Annotated in this window: 14 protein-coding genes; 8 read left to right on the forward strand and 6 right to left on the reverse strand. The window is 65.6% G+C overall.

Annotation, left to right across the window (positions count from 1 at the left end):
• Positions 1 to 116 precede the first annotated feature (116 nt).
• Positions 117 to 1,043 carry a DUF1996 domain-containing protein gene (locus tag JOF56_RS27720; protein ID WP_307855283.1) on the reverse strand — a complete coding sequence of 309 codons (927 nt, stop codon included), beginning with the start codon at positions 1,041 to 1,043 and terminating at the stop codon, positions 117 to 119.
• Between the two features lie 134 nt (positions 1,044 to 1,177).
• On the opposite strand from JOF56_RS27720, the gene JOF56_RS27725 reads away from it, so the two are divergent.
• Both JOF56_RS27725 and JOF56_RS27730 read left to right on the forward strand, forming a co-directional pair.
• On the forward strand, positions 1,178 to 1,723 hold the full coding sequence (locus tag JOF56_RS27725; RefSeq protein ID WP_209642427.1) for a sigma-70 family RNA polymerase sigma factor: 546 nt from the start codon (positions 1,178 to 1,180) through the stop codon (positions 1,721 to 1,723).
• Positions 1,723 to 2,433, forward strand: a complete 711-nt coding sequence (locus tag JOF56_RS27730) for an anti-sigma factor family protein (RefSeq protein WP_209642428.1) — start codon at positions 1,723 to 1,725, stop codon at positions 2,431 to 2,433. Before JOF56_RS27725 ends, JOF56_RS27730 begins: the two co-directional genes overlap by 1 nt.
• 60 nt (positions 2,434 to 2,493) lie before the next feature.
• Here the strand turns inward: JOF56_RS27730 and JOF56_RS27735 are convergent, their stop codons facing one another.
• Entirely contained in the window at positions 2,494 to 5,229 is a 2,736-nt protein-coding gene (locus JOF56_RS27735; RefSeq protein WP_209642429.1) for an AbfB domain-containing protein, read from the reverse strand.
• A gap of 24 nt (positions 5,230 to 5,253) precedes the next feature.
• Positions 5,254 to 7,032, reverse strand: coding sequence for a glycoside hydrolase family 76 protein (locus JOF56_RS27740; RefSeq protein WP_209642430.1), 1,779 nt, complete (start codon positions 7,030 to 7,032; stop codon positions 5,254 to 5,256).
• A gap of 200 nt (positions 7,033 to 7,232) precedes the next feature.
• On the opposite strand from JOF56_RS27740, the gene JOF56_RS27745 reads away from it, so the two are divergent.
• Complete coding sequence (locus JOF56_RS27745; protein ID WP_209642431.1) at positions 7,233 to 8,435, forward strand: kynureninase; 1,203 nt, start codon at positions 7,233 to 7,235, stop codon at positions 8,433 to 8,435.
• Positions 8,436 to 8,591: 156 nt separating this feature from the next.
• A complete protein-coding gene (locus JOF56_RS27750; RefSeq protein WP_209642432.1) occupies positions 8,592 to 9,068 on the forward strand; it encodes a hypothetical protein in 477 nt (158 codons plus the stop codon).
• Positions 9,069 to 9,171: 103 nt separating this feature from the next.
• Here JOF56_RS27750 and JOF56_RS27755 read toward each other — a convergent pair whose 3' ends face one another.
• Positions 9,172 to 9,615, reverse strand: a complete 444-nt coding sequence (locus JOF56_RS27755) for a GNAT family N-acetyltransferase (protein WP_209642433.1) — start codon at positions 9,613 to 9,615, stop codon at positions 9,172 to 9,174.
• A gap of 119 nt (positions 9,616 to 9,734) precedes the next feature.
• On the opposite strand from JOF56_RS27755, the gene boxC reads away from it, so the two are divergent.
• Genes boxC through JOF56_RS27775 form a run of 4 tightly spaced genes read left to right on the forward strand, consistent with a single transcriptional unit; the run spans position 9,735 to position 15,244 of the window.
• A complete protein-coding gene (gene boxC / locus JOF56_RS27760) occupies positions 9,735 to 11,378 on the forward strand; it encodes a 2,3-epoxybenzoyl-CoA dihydrolase (RefSeq protein WP_209642434.1) in 1,644 nt (547 codons plus the stop codon).
• A 2-nt stretch (positions 11,379 to 11,380) separates the two neighbouring features.
• The gene (gene boxB, locus JOF56_RS27765) at positions 11,381 to 12,802 is read left to right on the forward strand and encodes a benzoyl-CoA 2,3-epoxidase subunit BoxB (RefSeq protein ID WP_209642435.1); all 1,422 of its coding nucleotides are present in this window, start codon (positions 11,381 to 11,383) and stop codon (positions 12,800 to 12,802) included.
• Positions 12,803 to 12,814: 12 nt separating this feature from the next.
• Positions 12,815 to 14,407 (forward strand): benzoate-CoA ligase family protein, encoded by a 1,593-nt coding sequence (locus tag JOF56_RS27770; RefSeq protein ID WP_209642436.1) that lies wholly within the window; start codon positions 12,815 to 12,817, stop codon positions 14,405 to 14,407.
• Complete coding sequence (locus tag JOF56_RS27775) at positions 14,408 to 15,244, forward strand: amidohydrolase family protein (protein ID WP_209642437.1); 837 nt, start codon at positions 14,408 to 14,410, stop codon at positions 15,242 to 15,244. It begins immediately after the preceding gene.
• A gap of 22 nt (positions 15,245 to 15,266) precedes the next feature.
• Here JOF56_RS27775 and JOF56_RS27780 read toward each other — a convergent pair whose 3' ends face one another.
• Entirely contained in the window at positions 15,267 to 16,136 is an 870-nt protein-coding gene (locus JOF56_RS27780; RefSeq protein WP_209642438.1) for a phosphotransferase, read from the reverse strand.
• Between the two features lie 12 nt (positions 16,137 to 16,148).
• Positions 16,149 to 16,559 carry a glycine-rich domain-containing protein gene (locus JOF56_RS61165; protein ID WP_504739842.1) on the reverse strand — a complete coding sequence of 137 codons (411 nt, stop codon included), beginning with the start codon at positions 16,557 to 16,559 and terminating at the stop codon, positions 16,149 to 16,151.
• Positions 16,560 to 16,562: the final 3 nt, after the last annotated feature.

A 16,562-nucleotide genomic window follows, 5' to 3' on the forward strand; every position in this document is an offset into this window, starting at 1 on the left:
TTTCACTCCAGAGAGGCTGGGGTTCCGGCCTGCTGCCGACCCGCTCGGGCCAAGACACGCGGCTCGCCCCAGAACGGTTCACACATTCTTCGAGTGGTCTGGGTCACACTCGTTTGTCAGCAGGGTGAGAGCCGGTTCAGGCAGCCGGCTACCTGTGCCATCAAGGAATCCGGCATCACGTCGATGTACATCGCGTGGTCGGTGGTCGGGCTGCGGCGCTCCTCAGGGAAGGAATCGATCGCGTACCGGGCGCCGGCGGGGACGTCGTATGCCACCTCGATGTGCAACTGCGGCACGGGAAAGGTGCCGATCGCGCAGACGCCGCCGCCCGTGGGGAACGTCAGGTGGCTGCGGTGCAGCTGGCTGTCGGTGTTCTTGCCGTCCCAGCAGCTGGGGAAGTCGAAGATCCGCACCACTTGCTGGCCGGTCGCGCATCGCGGATAGCGGTTGGTGACACGGCTGCGATCGCCGGAGCAGCTCCATTGCACGCGCTCGGCGTGTTGACCGTTCTGTGACACGGCAACCGGGTTGCCGGTTATGGTGCGCAGAAACCGAGGCATCGCAACGACATTGCTTGCCGGATTGCCGCGATATTCGATGCGTACCGAAGCGGGCGGCAAGATCTTGCCGTGATTGCCGTCCATGCCGCCGCCGGTGGCATGCGCATCGTCGCCTTGTTGCTCCGTCAGGCGTAGGACGGGCCAGTAATAGGTGGAGCGGTCATCGAGTTGGCAGGTTGTCGCCGCGGCGGCGAGGCTTTGGTCCGTGGAGAAGGCGTCTGTCGAAAGATTCCCCACATACTCGTGGGTGTGGTGGGCGCCTGCCGGGATCTGTGGCTGGGCGACCACGTTGTCCGCGTTGCGGTGGCCGGTCTCGTTGCGTCCGCATTCGGAGACCCATGTACTCGGTTCGGGTGAAGTCCGGGCCTGCTGCTGCACCTGGCTGATCTCGATGTAGTCCGAATCGCCGCCCTCGGTACTGCAGGCGCCGGACAGGGTGGAAATACTGCACAGCACGGCTGTCAGTGCGCCACGTAACCCCACGGCTGATCCTCGCACATCCGGCTACTGTGATGCACATCACAATATTCCGAGTGAGCCTGTTGGGAACGAGACGCGTGTAGGGCGAGTACTCGAGGGGACTCCCGAAGGCAGGGAGCCGGTGGAGGTGTGAACGGATGGGCGGGTTCGGGACTCGTCACCGCCAAGTCGCAGACGAGGCGCTGATCCGGTCGTTGTTCGAGGAACACGGCCGGGCCATGCTCGCCTACGCGACGCGGCTGACCGGTGAACGGGCCACGGCCGAGGATGTCGTTCAGGAGGCGTTGATCCGGGCGTGGAAACACCCGGACGCCTTGGTCAACGGCAAGGGCTCGGTGCGTGGCTGGCTGCTCACGGTGGTGCGCAACATCATCACCGACAACGTCAGAGCCCGCAACGCCCGGCCGAAGGAAGTGGCCGAATCACCGGCCGCGGTACCGATTGAACGTGACCACGCCGACAAGGTGGTCAACTCGATGGTTGTGCTGGACGCACTGGACCAACTGCCGGCTGTCCATCGATCTGTGCTCGTCGAGATCTATGTCCGTGGGCAGAGCGTGAACGAGGCCGCGGAGACGCTCGGCATACCGCCGGGCACCGTGAAATCGAGGTCCTACTACGCCCTACGCGCGTTACGCGACATGTTCTCCACACGCGGCGCCGGAATGGAAGGAGTGGCCTGATGACAATGTCCGAACAGCACGTGGACATCGACGCCTATGTCGCCGGGCAGCTTGCACCCGACCAGGTCGCCGAAGTGGAGCAGCACATCGCCGGGTGCGAGGAGTGCCGGCAGGAGACAGACACATTGCGCGAGATGCAGGAGTTTCTGGGCGAAGTGCCGCCAGAGGCACTGCTGGAGGGCTACCCGGAGGACGCGGACCTGGTGCTGCAACGCACTTTGCGCCGCATGCGCTCGGAGTCAACGGCGGCCAAGCGCCGGTCCGGCTTTCTCACCGCCGCCGCCGCGGTGGTCGTCGCGGCCGCCCTGGTCACCGGTGGCGTCTTCGTCGGCCAGTCCACCAGCACAGAACAGCCGCCGATCGCGGGCGGCGCACCCCCGGGCCCGACCGCGACCCAGCCGGCCGGGGTGCGTTTCGCCAGCTCGACCGACCCCGAAACCGGCGCACGGATCACTGTGCGGGTCACCCCGGCGGCGGGCTGGGTCCGGCTCAACGCCGCCGTCAGCGGAATTCCCGCAGGTGAGAAGTGCCGCCTGATCGTGGTCAGCAAGGACGGCACCCACGAATCCGCGGGCAGCTGGGTCGTGCCCAGCAAGGAGATCGCCGAGGGCACGACCCTCGACGGTTCCGCCCTGATCAACGCCAAGGACGTCACCGCTGTCATCGTCGAGAACACCGACGGGAAGAGATACGTCAGCACCAGCGTCTAACAAGACGTGTGCTTGTCCGTCCCGCGTAGGGGGCGGGACGGGCAAGCACACTCCACCTCGTTACGGAGCCCACGGCGTGACGGCTGACCAGCTGACATCGGCGGGGTAGGAGTTGGGGTTGTCGTAGGGGTGGGGGCCTGCGTTGGAGGCGACCCAGACTTCGGCGGCGTAGTGGCGGACGTTAGTGCCGAGTTCGTTGATCGAGGCGAGCCGGACGCTGCCTGGCGTTGCCCCTGGCTGGGCGCAGAAGGTGGCGTCGCGGCGATAGAGGTCCGAGTTCTCGGACGGGTTGAGGCGGACGCGGAACGCCGAGTGCCGCAGGTAGTTGTTCGCGAAGTTGCGGGCCTCGAACGAATAGCACGACGGGTCGGCCAGACCCGGGCGGACGACGAACGAGGCATCGGCTTTCAGCAGGGCCGGGCTGCCGCTGTTGACCACGTCGGTCCTGGCCAGGCCGTTCTGATGACGCAGGAATCGATCGGTGAAGCCGGGCGTGGTGACCTGGAACGACTGGACCGAGTTGACCGGAAGGCTCGCACCGCTGCGCCACAGCGGAACTGTGGCGGCCCAGGTCGTGTCCTCGGCGAAGGTCGAGGGCGTGTCCCACGGGTTCGGGCCGCCGGGCCGCGCCAGGTAGACCATCTCGTTGAAGTGCCGGATGTACGAGCCGCGGACGTCGAAGGACTCCAGGGCTGTCGCGCCGGAACCGGACCGGGCGCAGAACGTGGCGTTCCCGGCGAAGGCGGCGGACCCGTCGTTGAGGTCCTTACGGATCCGCGAGTACTCGTGCCGCAGGTACTCGCCCGGGAAGTTACGGGACTCGAAGGACAGGCACGACGCGTCGGCCAGGCCGGGCCGCGCCCAGAACGTGCTGTCCAGCTTGGACACATCGCCACTGTCCACGTCTGTACGGGCGAAGCTGCCCCGGTGGCGCAGATACCGGTTCGTGTAACCCGGCGTGGTGACCCGCAGCGAGACCAGCTCACCACGTCCGACCTCGGTGCCCGCGGCCTTGGCGAGCACCTCCAGGTTGACCTGACGCACCCGGTCCTCGGTCATCTTCAGGATGCGGCGGTCGTAGGTGTAGAACCCGTTGACCTCGTTCTCCACGTCGTACGGCTCGGTGTAGACCGACCCGGACAGGCCCCGGGTCTGCACGAACCGGCCGACCTCCCTGGTGATCTCCACATAGCGGTTGGTCAACGACGTCTCGTCCGGGAACAGCTCGCCGTACGCGAACCCGGCGCCAGGCTGCCACTCGTGCCCCACCATGCGGCGCCCGAGCCCGCCGTACTCACCGAGCACCGCGACCCTGGAAGTGGACGGAACCCTTGTGCCACTGGACATCTGATACGCGTGGTCGTCGACGATGTCGCCGTTGGCAGGCTCCGGATCGGAGACACAGCAGTTGGAGCCGGAGTTGTGGTTGATCAGCCTGGTCGAGTCGATCGAACGGACCAGGTCGACGATGCGCTGGTTGTCGTACTCGCCCCAGCCCTCGTTGAACGGGACCCACTGCACGATCGACGTGATTCCCTTGAGCTGATTGATGATCCGGCCCAGCTCCGACTCGTAGTTCGCGTGGCTGCGGGCGGGTGTGTCGTCGACCGCGTCCAGTGCCGGCATGTCCTGCCAGACCATCAGGCCGAGCCGGTCGGCCCAGTAGAACCAGCGGGCCGGTTCGACCTTGATGTGCTTGCGGACCATGTTGAAGCCCAACGCCTTCTGGCGTTCCAGGTCGAAGCGCAGGGCCTCGTCGGTCGGCGCGGTGTAGATGCCGTCCGGCCAGTAACCCTGGTCGAGCGTGCCCAGCTGGAAGACGAACTTCCCGTTGAGCATCGGCCGCAGCACCCCGCCGGACACAGCTTTGCCGAGCGACCGCATCCCGAAGTACCCGGTGACAGTGTCGCCGCCGGTCAGCATGGTGACGCGCAGGTCGTACAGGAACGGGTCGTCCGGCGACCACAGACGGGCGTTCGGGACCGGGATCCGGATGTTCGCACCGACCGAGCCGGTCATGCTGCCGACGACCGTGCCACCGGTCAGCACCTCTGCCCGCACCTGTCCGGCCGAGCCCTGCACCACCAGGTCCAACGCGCCGGCACCCGGATTCGGTGTGGTGTCCAGGCGCGTGATGTGGTTGGCGTTGACCGGTTCCAGCCACACGGTCTGCCAGATCCCGGATGCGGCCGTGTAGAAGATGCCGCTGGGATCGCGGCGTTGTTTGCCGATCGGGAACGTGCTGCCGTCGACCGGCGAGTACGCACCCACGATGATCTCGTTGGCACCGGCTCGCAGCGCGCCGGTGATGTCGAAGGAGAACGCGTCGAATCCGCCGGTGTGGGTGCCGACCTGGGTCCCGTTCACCCAGACCCGGGTCTCCCAGGTGACCGCGCCGAAGTTGAGCCTGACCCGGCGTCCGTCCCATGTGGATGGAACGGTGAAGGTGCGGCGGTAGAACATATTGTCCTCGTGCCGCATGATCCCCGACAACGCGGACTCGATCGGATACGGCACCAGCACGCCTTCCGGCAGCGTCTGGCCGATCGGCGGCGTGCTGTTCTCCGGCGTGCCCCGGAACTCCCAGACTCCGTTGAGGTTGAGCCATTCCGAGCGGACGAGCTGCGGGCGCGGATACTCGGGCAGGGCGTTGGCCGGCGAGACCTGACTGGTCCACGGTGTGGTCAAGGGCGGCGTCTTCGGCGTCCACGTGGCAGCGGACGCGGCAGGCGCCACCAGTGCCGCGGTCACGAGCAACAGGCCCGTGACCGCGCCGAGCACTTGGCGACGGAACATCGATGACTCCAGGGGTCGCAGGGGTTAAAGCAGTGCGCTCAAGGCGCTGGCCTGGGTGCGCCAGTCGGTCTGGTTGGGACTGCCGCCGGCCCAGCGCTGGCCGATCCGGTTGAGCGGATCCCGGTCCGCCGCCCAGATCGAGGCCGACTGCCGGGCGGTGAACTGCTGGTGGCCGAGCTCGGCGAGGTACCGCATGAAGATACCTTTGAACTGCTTCTGGTTGTCGTCACACGAACTCGTGCCGATGTCACACGATTCGGTGAGAATCCCGTTGCGTGTCAGGCCGGTGACCGCGGAATCGGCCAGCCGCCGGGCGGTGTCGAGTAGCCGCGTCTCACCGGTCGCGCGCCACACCTCCATCAGCCCTCCGATCGCCAGACCTTGGTTGTACGTCCAGACTGTCTGGCCGTTGTTACGGCAGTCCTGGGTGAGGCCGTCGTTGACCAGCCCGGCGGAGTTGATCATCCCGCTGGCCAGGTACCAGTCCGCCGCGGTCCGCGCACGTTGCAGCCACACGGAATCACCCGGTGTACGCCTGTGCACGGCCGCGCTCAGCCGGAGGTACAAGCCGCTGGTGACCGCGTTCTTGTACGTACGCTCGCGGCTCCACCAAACCCCGCCGCCGCAAGTGCTTGGGTCCCAGTACTGGTGCAGGTAGCCGGCGATGGTTGTTGCCATGCTCAGATACCGTGCGTCGCCGGTGTGGTCGTAGGCGGCCACCCATGCCAGGCCCCACCACCCGGCGTCGTCGACCGCCCGGCTGATGAAGTTGCCCTCGATCGGGTCCGTACCACGCTGACCGGCTGGGAAGGTCCCGCGGTTGACATCGAAGGTCCGCGCGATAACCCAGTCGTACTGCCGGTTTCCGGTCCGTGCCGCATAGTCGGTCAACGAGGTGAGGGTGGCAGCCGAGTTCCACCAACTGCTCGGCCACCATGCCTGTACGGGATCGTAGGAGTACATCAGCGCGTCCGCTGCGGCGAACGAACGACTGGGAACCGGCCGGGCCCAGGCCGTACAGCTGCCCTGGGCGTGGCCGGATTCCCTGCCACAGGCCCGGACCGCGCCGCCGTAGTGCCGGCCGCGAGGGTCGCGGGTGGCGAACATCGTGGTTCTGGCCGAAGTCGCCGCTGCCGGTGTAGAGGTCCGGCCCAGCGACGAACCACCAGGCCAGCTGACACCCGCGTCCCACGACCGGTCGAGCCAGATCTCGTCACCCGCGCCGCCCGCTTCGATGCTGCCCCAGGCCATCCCGTTCTGGTCGGTGTACAACCTGATGACCCGCCCGAACAACGTCGTCGGCGCAACCGGCTGGACGGGATCGACTGCCTGCGAGGCATCCGTTCTGTCGCAACGGACATCGCAGACCGTTGGATAGATCCAGTCCGTGCACGCGACCGCACGCGCGTCGCCACAGGCCCGGATCAGGCCGCGCCGATGCGCGCCCGGATCGGAGATGTTGTACATCAAGGTCCGTGTCCCGGTCCACGTTCCTGGGATGCTTGCCTTGCCCAGCAAGCCTTCCCAGGTCGCGCCGCCGTCCCACGACCGGTCCAGCCATACGGAGTCACCGGTCACGCCGTTGTCGATGCTGCCCCAGGCCATTCCATCCGCGTCGGAGACGTGCAGCACCAGGCGTCTGCCGTTGATCTGACGTTCCGGCACGGGAAACGTCTCCTGCTTGACCCTGGACGGATCCAAGGTGTCGCAGGACAGGAAGCACACAGTCGTCGCGGGTGTCACGGCCGGAGCCGTTGAAACCACCATCGCCAGGATGAGTGCCTTGATCACCACAGCCGCCATGGGCCGGCTGTGGCTCTGACGAACGCATGACGGCGTGACGACGACATTGTCGGGCCTCCAGGTGCAGGGGGAGCCTGGTGCGCGTTGATCGTAGCGTTCTTACAACGTTGTGCCAACGTTGTAAACGAAGATCACTCTGACGTCGCAGGCCGTTGGTGTGCCAGTGTGCAAGCAGTGGACCTGCTGAAAGAGGAGTGCTGATGGACGTGCGGGCGCTGGACGCGGCGGACGAACTGGCCGAGTTCGCCAACCGTTTCCTGCCGATCGGGGACCCCGGTGTGGTGGCCTACCTCGACGGCAATTCGCTCGGCCGTCCTCCGACCGCGACGCTCAACCGGCTGCACCAGCTCGTGACCCACGAGTGGGGGACCAGGATGATCCGGTCCTGGGAAGAAGGCTGGATGCAGCTGCCGGAACAGGTCGGTGACCTGCTGGGCTCCACGGCGCTCGGCGCGGCGCCCGGCCAGGTGATCGTGGCCGACTCGACCACGATCTGTCTGCACAAGGTGCTGCGCGCCGCCGTCGCCATGCGGCCGGGGCGGCCCGAACTCGTGACCGACACCGACAATTTCCCGACGGATCGCTATGTCGTGCAGGCGATTGCCGCGCAACTAGGTCTGACTGTGCGGTGGATCGAGTCCGACCCTGCCGGTGGCGTCCGTCCCGAGCAGGTCGCCGAGGTTGTCGGCGATGTAACGGCGGCAGTGACTTTCTCTCATGTCGCCTACCGCTCGGCCTTCATCGCCGACATGGCCGCGATCAACGACGTCGCGCACGCCGCAGGCGCAGTGACGGTGTGGGACCTCTGTCATAGCGCCGGTTCGATTCCCGTGCGGCTCGACGCGACCGGAACGGACTTCGCTGTCGGCTGCACCTACAAGTTCCTCAACGCGGGGCCGGGCGCCCCGGCCTTTCTCTACGTACGCGCCGAGCACCACGACGAGCTGCAAACCCCGTTGGCGGGCTGGATCGGCAACGAGGACGTCTTCGAAATGGGCCCGGTGTACCGGCCTGCCAAAGGAATCCGGCGAATGCTGTCCGGCACACCCAACGTCCTTGGCCTGGCCGCGGTCGAGGAAGGCGTGAAACTGCTCGCCGAAGCCGGGATCGACCGCGTACGGGCGAAGTCGACGGCGTTGACGCGCCTGGCCATCGAACTCGCCGACGAATGGCTCCCGGACTTCACCGTCGCCTCACCCCGCGAGGACGAGATCCGCGGCGGGCACGTGACAATCACCCACCCGGACGCCGAAAACCTCGCCCCACTCCTGATCGCCAACGGGGTGATCGTCGATTTCCGGCAGCCGGACGGAATCCGGATCGGCCTGTCACCGCTGTCGACCAGCTTCACCGGACTGCACGCCGCGATGGCAAGGATCAGGGATCTGACCGCCCCGCAGTAGGGCACGTCTTTCCCGGTCGGCTGGTGTGAGTACCTCGATTACTCAAGCCAACGCTCCTGGTCACGAGTAGGAAGGATCACGGCGCGCCGACCCGCGGAAACGAACTCTCTGGAGGTATCCCACATGCTTGTCAGGGACCGATTTCACAGCATCAGCATGAGCGCCGCGTTAGCCGTGGTCGCTGTGCTGGCGGCGCTTGTCACAGCGGCTCCGGCCAACGCCGCGCCGCAGGCCTCAAGACTCACCCTTGATGCGGTCGCGGCCAAGGACGCCCCACGAGGCGCTGTCGAACTGTCGTCGGCCGGCGGGGGAATCCTGACGACCTGCGTGCTCGACCCCGGCACCCCGGTGCGTAGAGGATCGCAGGTCGTGGCTGATGCCAAGGTCACTTGCGGCGGCCAGGTGTTTTCCATCGATCTCGGAGTTCTCCTGGTCTACAAAGGCAAGCCGGTCGGAGATGGCACACAGGGCACGTCCGGATCTCCCACCTCAGGTTTCGGCCTGTCGGACATCGAGAACTGCCGTAACGGGATGTGGCAGAGCTACGCGATCGGCATCGTCGTGTTCCTCAACGGAACGCCACCGGCCATTGCAAGGGAAGCTCTTGGGCCACAAGTGAACATCACCTGCTGACAACTGAGTGAGGGATCATGGCTCCGGGCCGCCCATCGGTGGCCCGGAGCCATGATCGCTGTTGGTTGTGTTCCAGTGCGTCAGCGTCGTGGGGCCTGACGGTTCAGAGCGCTTTCAGCGGGATGACGTAATGGATGAAGCCCCTGTTCTCGGCCACCTTGTCGTACAGCAGACGAGCTGTGTGGTTGTCCTGTTTGGTGTGCCAGTACACGCGTGAGCAGCCTTGCTCGTCGGCCCAGTCGCGGACCGCTTCGATGAGCTGCCGGGCCACGCCTCGGCCGCGGACCTCCGGCGCGGTGAACAGGTCCTGCAGGTAGCAGACATCGGGCGAGGTTGTGCTGGCGTGGACCAGGAAATGCACGATGCCGACCAGACGGCCGTCGAGCCGTGCGCCCAGCGCGTGCATCCTGGTGCCGTCCTGGAACTCCCGCCACGCACGGTCGTAGCGGTCCGTGGGCAGGACGCGTTCGTAGAACGTGTTGTATCCCTCGAACAGGCCCTCCCAAGCGGGCCGGTCATCGGGTGCCAGGGTGTCGATGGTGATCATGTACTGGATCTAACCCGTCAACAGAGCCCGGCGTCGTGGCCTATTCTTCTACAGAACATTGACGCGAGCCGTAACTTCTGTAGAAAATGATGGGGTACCTTCGTAGCCGAGGAGGCCCCATGGATGTTTCCTTCGACGCGCACCCGAGCGGCTATCGGCACTGGACGCTGCGGGTCGAAGGGGTGATCGCGTGGCTGGTCCTGGACGTCGACGAGGCCGGCGGCATCGTCGAGGGCTACGAGCTCAAACTGAACTCGTACGACCTGGGTGTGGACATCGAGCTCTACGACGCCGTCCAGCGGCTGCGGTTCGAGCATCCGGAGGTCCGCACGGTCATCCTGACCAGCGGCAAGGACAAGGTGTTCTGCGCGGGAGCCAACATCCGGATGCTCGCGGCATCGGCGCACGAGTGGAAGGTCAACTTCTGCAAGTTCACCAATGAGACCCGCAACGCCATGGAGGACTTCACCGGGCAGACCTACCTCGCGGCGGTGAACGGCTCGTGCGCGGGCGGCGGCTACGAGATGGCCTTGGCCTGCGAGCACATTCTGCTGGTCGACGACAACTCGTCGGCGGTCTCGTTGCCTGAGGTGCCGTTGCTTGGCGTGCTGCCTGGCACGGGCGGGCTGACCCGAGTTGTGGACAAGCGCAGGGTGCGTAAGGACCTTGCCGACGTGTTCGCGACCAGGTCCGACGGCGTGAAAGGCAAGACCGCCCTGGAATGGCGGCTGGTGGACGAACTGGCCGCGCCGCGCCAGTTCGAGGAGGCCACGCGGCAGCGCGCCAATGAGCTTGCCGCCAGGTCGAACCGGCCACAGGGCGCGACCGGCGTCGAACTGACCCCGCTCAACCGCGAGATCAGCGACGACGGCATTCGCTACGACCACGTCACAGCGGAGTTCGGCCGGGCCGATTCGGCGGTGATCATCACTGTGCGGGCACCGCGGACAGCAGCGCCATCCGCGGTGCCCGGTGCGGACGCCGGGTTCTGGCCGCTGGCCGTCACGCGTGAACTGGACGACCTGATCCTGCGTCTGCGGACCAACGAGTCCGCGCTCGGCACCTGGATCATCAAGACCGAGGGCGACATCGACGCGGTCATGGCCTACGAACGACTGCTGCTCGACCATCAGGACGACTGGCTGGTCACCGAGATCCTGCACTACTACAAACGCACCCTCAAACGGCTGGACGTGACCAGCCGCAGCCTGATCGCGTTGATCGAACCGGGTAGCTGCTTCACCGGAATGCTGGCAGAGCTGGCTTTCGCCGCCGACCGTCAGTACATGTTGGACGGTCCGCCGACAGACGACGAAGACAGTCCCCTGAGGGCGGCCTTGCAGCTGACCGAGGTCAACTTCGGCCTTTTCCCCATGGGCAATGGCATCTCGCGCCTGGAATCCAGGTTCTACGGCCATCAGGATCACCTGGAATGGCTGCGCGGCAAGGAGACCGATCGCCGTCTCGGCCCTGCCGAGGCCAACGAGCTCGGGCTGGTCACCGACATCCCGGACGACCTGGACTGGGCCGACGAGATCCGGATCGTCGTGGAGAGCCGCGCCTCGCTGAGCCCGGACGCGTGCACCGGCATGGAGGCCAACCACCGGTTCGTCGGGCCGGAGACCATCGAGACCAAGATCTTCGGCCGGCTGTCGGCCTGGCAGAACTGGATTTTCATCCGGCCGAACGCCTCCGGCGACGCCGGCGCGCTGCGCCGCTACGGCACCGGGCAGAAGGCGATCTTCGACAGGAAACGGGTTTGAGCATGACCACCTCGATCAACTACGAGGACAGGATCCCCAACAACGTCGACCTGTCCAGCGACCGCAGGCTGCAGCGAGCGCTGGAGGGCTGGCAGCCGAAGTTCATGAACTGGTGGGGCGAGATGGGGCCCGCGCTGGAGACCCACGGCGTCTACCTGCGCACGGCTGTCAGCGTCGGTCGCGACGGCTGGGCACACTTCGACCATGTGAACGTGCCGGACTACCGGTGGGGGATCTTTCTGGCCGAGCCCAAGCCGGATCGCCGGATCGCCTTCGGTGAGCACAAAGGACAGCCGGTCTGGCAGCAGGTGCCCGGCGAGTACCGGGCGGATCTGCAGCGGCTGATCGTGATCCAGGGCGACACCGAGCCCGCGTCGGTGGAACAGCAGAAACTGCTGGGGCTCACCGCGCCTTCGTTGTACGACCTGCGCAACCTCTTCCAGGTCAACGTGGAGGAGGGCAGGCATCTGTGGGCGATGGTCTACTTGCTGCACGCCTACTTCGGCAGGGAAGGCCGTGAAGAGGCGGAGGCGTTGCTGGTCCGTAACTCCGGCAGCCCGGATTCGCCGCGTATTCTGGGCGCGTTCAACGAGGAGACCGCGGACTGGCTGGCGTTCTACATGTTCACGTACTTCACCGACCGGGATGGGAAATACCAACTGGGCACGTTGAAGGAAAGCGCTTTCGACCCGCTGTCGCGGACGTGCGAGTTCATGCTCAAGGAGGAAGCGCACCACATGTTCGTCGGCACGACCGGCGTCGACCGCGTGGTGATGCGCAGTGCCCAGTTGATCCGTGAGCACGACACCCTGGACATCGCCAAGCACGGCGGCATCCCGTTGGACATCATCCAGAAATACATCAACTTCCACTACACGGTGTCACTGGACCTGTTCGGCAGCGAGACGTCCACCAACGCCGCGAACTACTTCACCGCCGGGCTCAAGGGCCGCTGGCTGGAGGAGCGCCGCAAGGACGACCACCAGCTGACCGAGGACGGCATCACCATCGAACGCCCGAACGCCGACGGCACCTGGGCCACCGACGAGCTGTCCACGCTGCTGGCGTTGAACCTGGACCTGCGCGGCGAGTACACCGCGGACTGTGCCAGCGGGATCAAACGGTGGAACAAGATCCTCGCCGACGCCGGGATCGGGTATCGTTTCGCCTTGCCGCACGTCGGCTTCAACCGTTCGGTCGGCATGCACTCGGGCTTCCACATCACCCCTGACGGCTCGATCGTCGACGAGCAGACGTGGGAGAAAGGCCGCGGGAAGTGGCTGCCCACAAGCGAAGACCTCGCGTTCGTCCGGTCGATGATGCGGCCGGTCTACGAACGCGGCAAGATCGCCAGCTGGGTGGCCCCGCCCACCAACGGCATCAACGGCAAACCGTTCGACTACGAATACGTGTACTTCCACTGAGGGACGGCGGTCATGACTGCGTTGTCAACGAAGCCAGGCAGTATGCCGTTCAATGCGGCCGAGTACCTGGTCGACCGGCATGTCAAGGCCGGCCGGGGAGAACGGCTGGCAGTCGTGGCCGGTTCCGGGACGCTCACCTACCGCGAACTGTCCGAGGAGGTCCGTCGCAGCGCGGCCGCGCTGAAGTCCATCGGGGTGCGCCCGGAAGAGCGCGTGATGCTCTGCATGGCCGACGACATCCAGTTGCTCGCGGGCATCCTGGGCGCGATGTACATGGGTGCGGTCCCGGTGCCGATCTCGACCATGGCGACCGGTCCGGAGCTGGGCAAGGTCCTGGCCGACTCCCGTGCGCGGGTGCTGAGCGTGTCGACCGAGTTCGCAGGGGTGGCCAACGCGGCCGTTGCGGCGGCGCCAGAGGTGACCGATGTAGTGCTGGACGGGGAGGTCGAGTTCGCCGCCCGGCGTGGTGTCCGAGTCCACCAATGGCTCGAGCTTGAGGGAGATCTGCCGCGCAGGCCGTACGACACCTGGGAGGACTCGCCGGCGCTGTGGCTGTACACCTCGGGAACGACCGGTCTGCCGAAAGCCGCGATGCACCGGCATTCCAGCATCCGGATGGTGGCCGAGGCGTACGGCAAAGGCGTGCTCGGCATAACCCCGGATGACCGGTGTTTCTCGGTGGCCAAGCTCTTCTTCGCCTACGGTATCGGGAATTCGTGCTTCTTCCCGTTCGCCTTCGGTGCCAGCACAGTGCTGGAGCGAACCCGCCCCACACCGCAACTGGTCGCCGAACGCCTCAAGTCCGAGCAGCCGACGCTGTTCTACGCCGTGCCGACGTTCTACTCGGCCTTGCTGCACAGTGATATCGCGGACGACACATTCGCCGGTGTCCGGCAGGGGATCTCGGCCGGCGAGGCGCTGCCACCCGTGTTGTACCAACGAATCCGGGACCGGTTCGGCCTGGAGGTGCTCGACGGGATCGGCTCGACCGAGGCGTTGCACATCTTCCTGTCCAACCGCTCCGGACAGGTGCACCCAGGATCGTCCGGTGCCCCGGTCCCTGGTTATGACGTTCAGTTGCGTGACGAGAACGGCGCTGAGATCGTGGCTTGCGGCCAGCCGGGGGATCTGTACCTGCGCGGGTCGTCGATCGCGACCGGCTACTGGTGCCGGGCCGAGACCACACGTCAAGTGTTCCAAGGGGAATGGCTGCGCACAGGCGACACGTACATGCGCAATGAGGATGGCACGTACAGCTGTCTCGGTCGTTCCAACGACATGCTCAAGGCAGGCGGTATCTGGGTCTCACCGGCGGAGGTCGAAGAGCGCCTGCTGCAGCACCCGAGCGTGGCCGAGGTCGCGGTGGTGGCGGCTCCCGACGCTGATGGTCTGGACAAACCGGTCGCTTGTGTGGTCGCGGCGGCCGAGGCCACAGTGGACGCCGACGAGCTGATCGCGTGGTGCCGTGAGGGCCTCGCCGCGTTCAAGCGGCCAAGAGCAGTGATCACAGTCGTGGAGCTGCCCAAGACCGCGACCGGGAAGATCCGCCGAAACGTGTTGCGGGAACAGGTGTACGACTCACTGACCCCGGCCCCGGCGATCTGAATGCTCGTAGACGCGCACATGCACGTGCCCCGGCTGTCCACTTTGAAGCCGGCTTGGCTGGAGTGGGCGACCGAGTTCGGCGGGTCGTGGCGCGACGTCTACTCGGCTTCAGGCGACCCGATCCCTTCGCGCCTGGACGCCTTGCTGGAGTCTGAGGGAGTCTCCCGTGCCCTGCTGTTCTGCGAGTACAGTCCGCGGGCTACAGGCATGCAGACGATTGAGGACCTGCTGCCGATCTTCGAGCACAACCCGGATCGCTTTCGCTTGGTGGCCAATGTCAACCCTCACCTGCACCATCCTGTTTCGTCCGAAGTGGAACGTCAGTTGGACCTGGGCGCCGTCGCTTTGAAGATCCACCCGGTGCACGGTGGGTTTGCGCCTGATGACCCGGAGCTGTATGCGGCTTACAACGTCTGCCTTGAGCGGGGCGTTCCGGTGATCCTGCATTCCGGTGTTTCCAGTTTTCCGGGGTCGCAGGCCAAGTACGGCAATCCGGAGTTGATGCTGGACGTTCTTGAACAGTTCCCCGACCTGAACTTTGTGTTCGCTCACGGTGGTCGCGGGTGGTGGTATGACACAGCCGCGTTCCTCGCCCTTGCCAAACCCAACGTGTGGCTCGACCTCGCCGGCCTCCCGCCCAGGAAGCTTCCGGAGTACTACGGTCGGTTCGACCTGCGTCGGCTCGCCACCAAATGGATCTTCGGTACCGACTGGCCCGGTGTTCCCGGCATCCGGCGCAACGCCCAAGCCCTCACGACCATCGGCCTCCCCGACGACATCCTGCAGGGTGTGCTGTCCGGCAATGCTGCCAAAATCTTCCCAGGACTGGGGATCTAAGCAGGTTGACCTGCGACAATATTCAGTGTTGTGACAGGCGGTACTTCGCCCATTGTCGAGCTGCGGCCGTGGCATCTGTCGTCGGGAACTTCCGCTCCCAGAGCCGGAGGACCGACGCGGCGAACACGGTTAGTGCCTCAGCGGACGCCTGTGCGAACCCGGCGAACTGCCGCGCCCAGTTCTCGGCGTGTTCGGGCCGATGACCTTCCGCAATGAGCCGAATAATCAGCATTGCGGGATCGATCCACGCGGCCCCGGATCGCCACCATGCCCAATCGACCAGACGTGCTCGATCCGAGACGAGGACATTGGTGGAGTGGAGGTCCGAGTGAATCAGGTTGGAGCCACCCATGTGAGCGGGTGCTTGGGCCGCCCACTCGGCAAGCAGCGTGATGTTGGTGACTGACCACGGATGTGCATCGTCAGGAAGTTTCGTGTTCAACGCTCCTTTCAAGGCAGTCGCCCATTGTTGCGCCATGACACGACGGGCAACCCCAAGCGGCGGCGCGGCGGTGCGCCCAATGATGCGCACTGCCTCAGCCACCAAGGAAAGATCAGACGATCCCGGTTCATAGTCGGCGGGGCGACCGGCAACATGTTCGAACCCGAGGAGATACCAGCCGTCCTCTTCGATCTCCCACAGCAACTGTGGTGCAAGGTCGCTTGGCAGGAATGCGCTCACGGCGGCTTCCGCTCTGTGCATGTACACGTTGGGGGCATCCGCCGCGATCCCCTTGACGAAGACCACGCCGTCAGCGGTCCACAGGGACACCGTCAAGTCCGAATTACGGCCCGCTGACGCGTGGTCGGTCTTGATGACCTGACCCACGTGGCGCTCTACGGCGTCGCGGACACTGGCCGGTAGGTCTTCCCAAACGCGGTGGATGCTCATACCTCTCCCTGGTCAGCAGTGCGGGTCTTCGCCCTGCCCGCAGTTGGTGCACCCCGAGTGGCATTGGGAGCACCGGACCGAACCCGTCGCCCACAACTCAGGATCCACATCGAACCCAGCTTCCCTCAACGCTGCCACCGTAGGTGCCAGCACGGCCACCGTGCTGGCAAGGTCAGCGCGCGGTGGTGTGAACTCGTCCGGTACATGGTGGAGAAAGCGGCCAGCAACCCGCTCGCAGAACTCCGCGTAGTCGACGGTGTTCAGGATGAACTGGTGCCATCCCTTGTCAACTTCCTGGCTCGGGCGGAAATGCCCATCCGGGTTGTCGGCGCACACCTTCCTACCCGATGTACTCGCTGGGCGGCAAGACAACAGGTGACTGCAGCTCAGCAGGAGGGCTGGAAGTACAGCTCCGTCGAACACTCG

It is taken from the genome of Kibdelosporangium banguiense, assembly GCF_017876405.1.
Taxonomy (GTDB): domain Bacteria; phylum Actinomycetota; class Actinomycetes; order Mycobacteriales; family Pseudonocardiaceae; genus Kibdelosporangium; species Kibdelosporangium banguiense.

Coding starts and splice junctions, on each gene's coding strand:
- JOF56_RS27725 (WP_209642427.1), top strand. CDS start 1,178: ATGGGCGGGTTCGGGACTCGTCACCGCCAAGTCGCAGACGAGGCGCTG.
- JOF56_RS27730 (WP_209642428.1), top strand. CDS start 1,723: ATGACAATGTCCGAACAGCACGTGGACATCGACGCCTATGTCGCCGGG.
- JOF56_RS27735 (WP_209642429.1), bottom strand. CDS start 5,229: ATGTTCCGTCGCCAAGTGCTCGGCGCGGTCACGGGCCTGTTGCTCGTG.
- JOF56_RS27740 (WP_209642430.1), bottom strand. CDS start 7,032: ATGGCGGCTGTGGTGATCAAGGCACTCATCCTGGCGATGGTGGTTTCA.
- JOF56_RS27745 (WP_209642431.1), top strand. CDS start 7,233: ATGGACGTGCGGGCGCTGGACGCGGCGGACGAACTGGCCGAGTTCGCC.
- JOF56_RS27750 (WP_209642432.1), top strand. CDS start 8,592: ATGAGCGCCGCGTTAGCCGTGGTCGCTGTGCTGGCGGCGCTTGTCACA.
- JOF56_RS27755 (WP_209642433.1), bottom strand. CDS start 9,615: ATGATCACCATCGACACCCTGGCACCCGATGACCGGCCCGCTTGGGAG.
- boxC (WP_209642434.1), top strand. CDS start 9,735: ATGGATGTTTCCTTCGACGCGCACCCGAGCGGCTATCGGCACTGGACG.
- boxB (WP_209642435.1), top strand. CDS start 11,381: ATGACCACCTCGATCAACTACGAGGACAGGATCCCCAACAACGTCGAC.
- JOF56_RS27770 (WP_209642436.1), top strand. CDS start 12,815: ATGACTGCGTTGTCAACGAAGCCAGGCAGTATGCCGTTCAATGCGGCC.
- JOF56_RS27775 (WP_209642437.1), top strand. CDS start 14,408: ATGCTCGTAGACGCGCACATGCACGTGCCCCGGCTGTCCACTTTGAAG.
- JOF56_RS27780 (WP_209642438.1), bottom strand. CDS start 16,136: ATGAGCATCCACCGCGTTTGGGAAGACCTACCGGCCAGTGTCCGCGAC.